At 31.3% G+C, this 7,963-nt stretch carries 8 protein-coding genes; all 8 read right to left on the bottom strand.

Going from position 1 to position 7,963, the window contains the following annotated elements:
* Positions 1-112 precede the first annotated feature (112 nt).
* Entirely contained in the window at positions 113-667 is a 555-nt protein-coding gene (locus ARA56_RS02070; protein ID WP_055263441.1) for a metal-dependent hydrolase, read from the bottom strand.
* A gap of 175 nt (positions 668-842) precedes the next feature.
* Entirely contained in the window at positions 843-1,634 is a 792-nt protein-coding gene (locus ARA56_RS02065; protein WP_055263439.1) for an RnfABCDGE type electron transport complex subunit B, read from the bottom strand.
* A gap of 22 nt (positions 1,635-1,656) precedes the next feature.
* A complete protein-coding gene (locus ARA56_RS02060) occupies positions 1,657-2,244 on the bottom strand; it encodes an electron transport complex protein RnfA (protein WP_055263437.1) in 588 nt (195 codons plus the stop codon).
* Positions 2,245-2,247: 3 nt separating this feature from the next.
* Positions 2,248-2,922, bottom strand: a complete 675-nt coding sequence (gene rsxE, locus ARA56_RS02055; RefSeq protein WP_055263435.1) for an electron transport complex subunit RsxE — start codon at positions 2,920-2,922, stop codon at positions 2,248-2,250.
* Positions 2,922-3,944, bottom strand: coding sequence for an FMN-binding protein (locus ARA56_RS02050; RefSeq protein WP_055263433.1), 1,023 nt, complete (start codon positions 3,942-3,944; stop codon positions 2,922-2,924). The genes rsxE and ARA56_RS02050 overlap by 1 nt, the downstream gene beginning before the upstream one ends.
* Positions 3,944-4,867: an RnfABCDGE type electron transport complex subunit D gene (locus tag ARA56_RS02045; RefSeq protein WP_055263431.1), complete on the bottom strand. Its 924-nt coding sequence runs from the start codon at positions 4,865-4,867 to the stop codon at positions 3,944-3,946. Before ARA56_RS02045 ends, ARA56_RS02050 begins: the two co-directional genes overlap by 1 nt.
* Before the next feature lie 35 nt (positions 4,868-4,902).
* Positions 4,903-6,219: an electron transport complex subunit RsxC gene (rsxC, locus tag ARA56_RS02040; protein ID WP_148315728.1), complete on the bottom strand. Its 1,317-nt coding sequence runs from the start codon at positions 6,217-6,219 to the stop codon at positions 4,903-4,905.
* Between the two features lie 355 nt (positions 6,220-6,574).
* On the bottom strand, positions 6,575-7,687 hold the full coding sequence (locus ARA56_RS02035) for a C39 family peptidase (protein WP_172675729.1): 1,113 nt from the start codon (positions 7,685-7,687) through the stop codon (positions 6,575-6,577).
* Between the last annotated feature and the right edge of the window lie 276 nt (positions 7,688-7,963).

The following is a 7,963-nucleotide window of genomic DNA, read 5'->3' as shown; positions in this document are numbered from 1 at the left end:
TTATCCATTACAATATAACAAATAATTTGCTATAACATCATATTTAACTCGTTATTAAATAAAAAGAGAGAAAAACATCATCTTGATGCCTTCTATCCTAAATTTAAAAGTTTTACCAACAAATAGTTATCTTATTTTTTGTGTTTCTGCAAGGTAACTTAAATTCAAAAAACTTTAATTTTTTCCCCTTTGGTGAAAATCTATCACATACTATATGTAAAATATATCCCATGGAAAAACCTAAAGTCAAATAAATATTACCAATTAAATATACACTAAAACAAAATAGTATTGTTCCAAACCATTTATGTGTAAACATCCTATGAGGTGAAAGTTTCCCTAAAATTACTAATGCAAAAAATAATATATATGGAAAATATTCATCCCAATGTTTATTTAAAAACGAAATAATATTATCTATACTTAACGCCATCCCTAACATATAACCTATAACTAAAGCTATTATCAATATAACAATAAATTTATTAAAAAACTGTCTCGCTTTTGAATTATGTGAATCTATATCTGGCATATATGATCCAATAAATCCACCTAAAATTAATGGAACTAAATATATCACACTACTTATAGTATTAGTTAATAAAAAACCGATACCCATAGTAGCTGTAGCTGTAGTTCCAACTATCATATGTTCTTTTCCTTTCATTTAAACTTCTCCATCCTTAGTAAAATATATTACTATTCTACTACATTTGTCTAATATGAGAAAGTATGTTCTGAATAATATTTTTTATATCTTTCAAGAAATTTAAAATTATCTTTCGTATAAGCTATTTTTAAGCAAAAAAAGAGTACCTACATAAGTAAGTACCCTTTCATTATTAATCTAAGTGAATACATTTTACTGGACAAACTTCAACACAAGCCTTACAGTTTGTACATTTTGAATGATCGATTGATGCAACATTATTTGTAACAGTAATTGCTCCAAATTCACATGTCTTTTGACATTTCATACATCCAATACATCCATTTGTACATGCTTTTCTTGTGATTCCACCTTTGTCTTTGTTGTTACAAAGAACTTTAACTTCTTTGCTTATTGGTCTTAAAGCTATTATAGCCTTAGGACAAGTCTTTATACAAGCTCCACAAGCTGTACATTTTTCTGGATCAACCTTAGCTACTCCATCAACTATATGTATAGCATCAAATTCACATGAAACTGTACAATCTCCGAAACCTAAACATCCAAATGCACATGAACCTTTACCTGAGAATAAAAGGTTATTTGCTGCACAAGTTTGAGTTCCTTTATATTCATATTTAGCATTAGTAGCTGAAGGAACACCGTTACATTTAACGAAAGCAACTTCTCTTTCTCCTACTTCTGCTTCTGTTCCTAATATTTCACCGATTTGAGCTGTAGCTGCAGCTCCACCTGGTTTACAAAGTGTTATTTTTTCATTTTTTTCTATTAATGCTACTGCATATTCATCGCAACCAGCATATCCACAAGCTCCACAGTTAGCTCCTGGTAAGCATTCTCTTACCTTACCAACTCTTTCGTCTACTTCAACAGCTAACTTCTTAGATGCTATTGATAATAGAAGTCCTGCAATTAATCCTAGTACTATAAATATTGCAATAGGTACTAAATAAGCTTCTAACATACTTTTTATACCTCACTTTATCTTATTTAAATAGACCGTCAACTACTCCTGAGAATCCAACGAATGAAACTGCTAATATAGCTGCAGCTATTAATGTTATTGGTAATCCCTTAAATGCTTTTGGAATATCTGTATTTTCCATCTTTTGTCTTACTCCTGAGAATAAGATTAATGCTAATGTAAATCCAAGACCAGCTCCTAAAGCATTAACAATTGATTGTAAGAAGTTATATCCGTTATCTATGTTTAAAACAGTAACTCCAAGTACAGCACAGTTAGTAGTTATTAATGGTAAATAAACACCTAATGCCTTGTATAGTGGTGGCATAAACTTCTTTAAAACTATTTCAAGTAATTGAACGAATGTTGCTATTACTAGGATAAATGCAACAGTTTTTAAATATCCTAATTCATATTTATTTAATATTTGATATATTGGGAAAGTAACTGCTGAAGCCATAACCATTACGAAAGTAACAGCTGCACTCATACCTAAAGCTGAGTCAATCTTCTTAGATACTCCTAAGAAAGGACAAATTCCCATGAACTTAGCTAAAACAAAGTTATCAACTAAAATAGCGCTAACTAATATAATCATCATTTCTTTCATCGATTAGCACCCTCCTTCTGAACCATGGCAAGCATCCTTACCTGGACATGCAGAACATCCTGCTTTTTTCTTTGATATACTGTAATTTGTAAGCTTATTAACTAATGCTATTAAGCATCCAAATACGAAGAATCCACCAGCTGGAGTAACGAATATACCCATTGGTTCGATTATATCTTTAGTTAAAGTGATACCCATCCAAGTACCTGAACCTAATATTTCTCTTATAGAACCTATAGCAAATAATGCTAAAGTAAATCCTATCCCCATTCCTATTGCATCTAAGATAGAAGCAAATACTTTATTTTTACAAGCGAACATTTCTGCTCTTGCAAGAATAATACAGTTAACTGTTATAAGTGATAAGAATACACCTAAAGACTTATAAAGTGATGGAAGGTAACTTTGCATTAAGAAACCTACAACTGTAACGAAACCTGCAATAATAACGATAAAGCTTGGAAGTCTAACTTCCTTAGGAATAAAGTTTTTAAGTAATGATATAACTATGTTTGAACCTATTAAAACGAAAGTAGTAGCTAGTCCCATTCCTAGACCATTCATAGCCATAGAAGTTACTGCAAGTGTTGGACACGTACCTAATAATAATACAAGTACTGGATTTTCCTTGATTATACCTTTAGTTAGAATTGATAAGTTACTTACTTTTTCCTTCATTATGCATCCACTCCTTTCACTGCTTCTATTGCAGCTCTAACTGCTTCATTTAATCCTGTTGATGAGAAAGTAGCTCCTGATACTACGATATCTTCAGCTATTTCAGACTTACCAACAAATTGGTTTAAGAATTCTGCTTCTGCAACTTGTGTTCCTATTCCTGGTGTATCACTTATTCCTACAACTTTTACACCTGTAATATTTTTATCAGCATCAAATCCTATTACTACACTTATATCATCATCATAGAATCCTACACCAACAGAGTTAATAACATAACCTGCACCATTTTCTGCTTTAAGAACGAAGTTAACATTATCAGCTTCTACAGAAACCTCTTCAAAGTTATCTCCATCAACTAATACTTCTTTTGCAGCTTCTTTAACATCATCAATTGTAACATCTTTTGCTGCTTTATATTCTACTGCTGGTTCTGCTGGTTTTTCTTCAGCTTTCTCATTTGAGTCACCAGCTGGTGCACTTCCACCTTCTAATTGTCCACCTGATTTTATTATGTTAAATGCATCAAATGCATTTGTTATTGCTTCATTTAATCCCTTAGATGAGAATGTAGCTCCTGATACAGCATCACTACCATCTACTGAAGTCTTTCCTATAAATGTTGCTAAGAAATCAGCATCCTCAGTTACTTTTGTTCCGATACCTGGTGTTTCAGACATTTCATATACTTTAACTCCAGTAATCTTACCATCGTTATCTAATCCAACTAAAACACTCATATCTCCACCGTAACCTTTTCCGATGGCATTTATTACGTAACCTGCATCATTAGATGTTCCTATAACAGCTGGAACAGTTGCACTTGAACCTACACCTGCATCATCAAATCCTTCTCCACCTGGTAAAACATCTACTGCCATTGCTAACATTTCATCACTTATAGCTGGTCCAGCTACACCTACACCTGTTAAGTTGTAAGTTAAAACTAATACAGCTGATACTACTAAAGTTATTAATCCAAGAACTAGCGTTGGTCTTAATATTGAACTTTGTTTGCTCATTATCTCTTACCTCCTAACGCTTTTAATCTAGTTGCCTTATCAATATATGGAACTAAAATGTTCATAAGTAATATAGCAAAAGATACACCTTCTGGATATGAACCAAATACTCTGATAAGAACTGTGATAAATCCACAACCTATACCGAATATTAATTTACCCATATTAGTAACTGGTGATGTTGAATAATCAGTTGCCATAAATATTGCCCCTAAGAATAATCCTCCACCTAAAATTTGAGCTAAAGGATTTACTCCTAAAACAGCAGTGAAAACAAATACTGTTCCGATAAATGCTACTGGAATTATTGGGTTTATAACTTTTCTATATACTAAGTATATTCCACCAATTAATAATGCTAATGCACTAGTTTCACCTAATGATCCACCTGTAGTTCCTAAGAACATGTTTAAAAGGTTTGGTGTTTCACCTGCAGCTATTTGAGCCATTGGTGTTGCACCTGAAACTGCATCTGCTACAGCAGCAATTTTTGGAGCTGCCCAGTTAGTCATTTGTGTTCCAAATGAAACTAAAAGTACTATTCTAGCTGTTATAGCTGGATTAGCAAAGTTTTGTCCAATTCCACCAAATAATTGTTTAACTATAACTATTGCTACAAATGAACCTATAACACACATCCATAGTGGCATAGTTGATGGTAAGTTAAACGCTAAAATTATACCTGTTACAACAGCACTTAAATCGCTGATTGTATTCTTTTTATTCATTATTCTTCTACTTAAATATTCAAAACCAACACATGAAGCTACACATACAGCTGTAACTAATCCTGCTCTTAATCCAAATATGATATTTGAAGCTATTAAAGCTGGTATTAAAGCTATTATTACATCTCTCATTATTGTAGATGTAGTTGTGCTACTTTTAACGTGTGGTGATGATGTTACTATTAGTTTTTCCAAAACAAATCACCCTTCAAATTAAATTTTATATGATATTATTTTTGCATAGCTTGTCTTACAAACATTTTAGCTAATTGATTCTTTTGAGCTAAATTACGTTTTGCTGGACAAACATATGAACAACATCCACAGTTCATACATAAGTTAACATCGTGAGCTACTAAGCTTTCTGCATTTCTTGCATCATATGCCTTTTCTAATGCAGCAGGCATTAAGTTTAATGGACATGCATATACACATTTTCCACATCTGATACAATCAGTTTCTTCTGCTGGAGTAGCATCCTTTTCATTTAAAGCGATAATTGCATTGTTATTTTTAACTATTGGTTGTTCTAAATCTGGTACTGCTATTCCCATCATTGGTCCACCCATTAATATTTTCTTGCAATCTGCTTTTAATCCACCACAGAATTCAAATACGTCCTTTATAGGAGTTCCTAATGGTACTATTACGTTCATTCCTTTATTTGCTCCAGTACCATCAACTGTTAATCTCTTAGAAACTAATGGCATACCTGTTTTTAAGTACTTAGCTATAAAGCTTACAGTTGTTACATTAAGTACAATTACACCTGCATCTGCTGGTAATTGTCCATCATTAACTATTCTACCTGTAGTTGAGTAGATTATTACTTTTTCTGCTCCTTGAGGATATTGAGCTTTAAGTTCTACAACATCAATTCCTTCATGTTTTTCACTTAATTCGCCTAATAATTTAATTGAAGCTGGTTTATTGCTTTCAATTCCTATGTAAGCATTTTTAATATTAAGCCACTTCTTAACTACATTGATACCTTCAATGATATCTTCTGGGCTTTCCATACATTCTCTGTAGTCAGATGTTATATATGGTTCACATTCTGCCGCATTGATAACTAATGTATCAATTTGGTCTAAATTTTTAGGATTTAACTTGATGTGAGTTGGGAATCCAGCTCCCCCTAATCCTACTACTCCTGATTCCTTAACAGCAGCAATAAATTCTTCTCTAGAATTTACTACTGGAACCTTAACTTCTTCACTGATAGCTTGTTCACCATCAGACTCAATTACTACAGCTTTTGAAACCATTCCTAGTGCATTTCTGAATTCAGTAACTTGTTTAACTTTTCCTGATACAGATGCATGTATAGGAGCACTAAATGGAGCATTGCTCTCTCCTATCTTTTGTCCAACCTTTACTAAGTCACCCATCTTTACTAATGGCTCACATGGCGCACCAATGTGCATGCTCATCGGTATTGTTACAGTGCTTGGTACAGGCATAGAAACAGTTTTTTCTTCTGCAGTATTTTTTAAATGTTTTACAAAAATACCACGTAGACTTTTTGTACTTTTAATCCTTCCCACTAAAATCACCTTTTCCTGTAATTTCTTTTTTTGAATTAAATATTGTTAAAAACATATCTAATTTCAACTTGCAATAAATACAACCTTCCAGAGAGGTAAAATACTTCCAAAAGCTCATATTTATTAGCTTTAGTAAAAAATTTATTACTATATATTGTTTAATAACTCTTATATTATAGCATAAAAATTTAAACTTTCAATTTACTTGTTATAAAAAACACATTTTTTTAAAATTTTTTAAATGAAAGTTTTATTTAATTTGTAATTTTTTCTAAACACCTCTTTCATATTTCAACATAAAAATACATACCAGATTACATTTTCATAATATGGTATGTATTTATCCATTTTTTAACTATACCTTTTTATTTATTACATACATAGCATTGTTAGATTTACTCCAAGCTAATAAAAACTCTTCTAATTTATATTTTCTTCTTACACTCTCATTATTTTTTCCAGCTGGATCATTTACTACTACATAAGTTTGACCATTACTATCCGATGTTATTCCACAAACTACTATTAAATGCCCTGATGTTGTTACTGGTGAATTTTCTATATATGGATAGTCCTTATTATTTTCATCATTAGTATATTTAACACTAACTATTACTGGATATCCTTTTAAAATTTCTCTTTGTAATGCTTCTAATGATCCATATTCAATATAAGATTCATATCCAAGACTTCCTGCAAAAGCAACATTGAAAGTCCAATTTCCAAATCCTTTATACATATAGTCATAACAATTCCAGGCGACATCCTCAACCATTAAATTTTCTCCCATCCCATTTAACACCATAGTTAAACTTGTAGGACTACATATCCTAGATGCTATAGACTCTTCTCTTTCATACTGAGAGAAACACGGTGTTTCTATAGTATTTTCACAATATATTTCATCAACTTCTTTTGAAAAAACCTCTTTAGCTCCTACTGTATCTATGAACGTTGCAGTTATTTGACTAATAGTAGGCGTGTTATTTGAATCTGCACTATATAGTTTAACTTTTATTTGAAGCTTTTTAGCTACATTATTACTTTTATCATTTAACACAAACACATCAGTATCAACTTTTGCTATTTCACATTTAGAATTAGCCGAACTACTATTTATTGTTGAACCCCATATTCCCCACGAAAGATACTCTGACCATTTTCCTATTGCTTTATTTCTTTCTACTACATAAGCCCTTGCCAAAACTTCAATATAAGTATTCTCTGGAGTTTTACTATTCCATGATAGTATTAAATTAGTAAAATCTTCTGTATCTATTTCTTCTGATATATATGTTCCTAACTCACTATAAGTATCACCTTCTTTTAAAAGAGTTAGTACATCCTCTCCCTCTTCTTTACTAATCTCTATATCTTGTAGCTCTCCTTTATTAAATGTATCCTCTCCTTTTAACTTAATTAACCTTTTTGATTTCAACTCATCATTATTTTTACTTTTCGTACTCACAAACTCTTCTCCTTTAAAATTACTATTCTTTACAAACATAAAATACTTAAAACTTACTATAATAACTATAATACATAAAGCACCATAAAATATTGACCACTTTTTTCTCATTAATATATTATTCCTCTCAAACTCAACTCACTTCTTGCTCCATATTATTAAACTTAACATAAAGTATAACTATATTAATAGCAGAAACTATTTCTTTTTTATTCATAAAAAATACACCTCTAAAATTTAGCCGTAAATACTTAAACTAAAAAGGTGTATTATAAT

It is taken from the genome of Clostridium disporicum, assembly GCF_001405015.1.
Lineage (GTDB): Bacteria > Bacillota > Clostridia > Clostridiales > Clostridiaceae > Clostridium > Clostridium disporicum_B.
The sequence above is the reverse complement of the archived record's forward strand: the minus strand, read 5'-3'. Positions and strand labels throughout refer to the sequence as shown.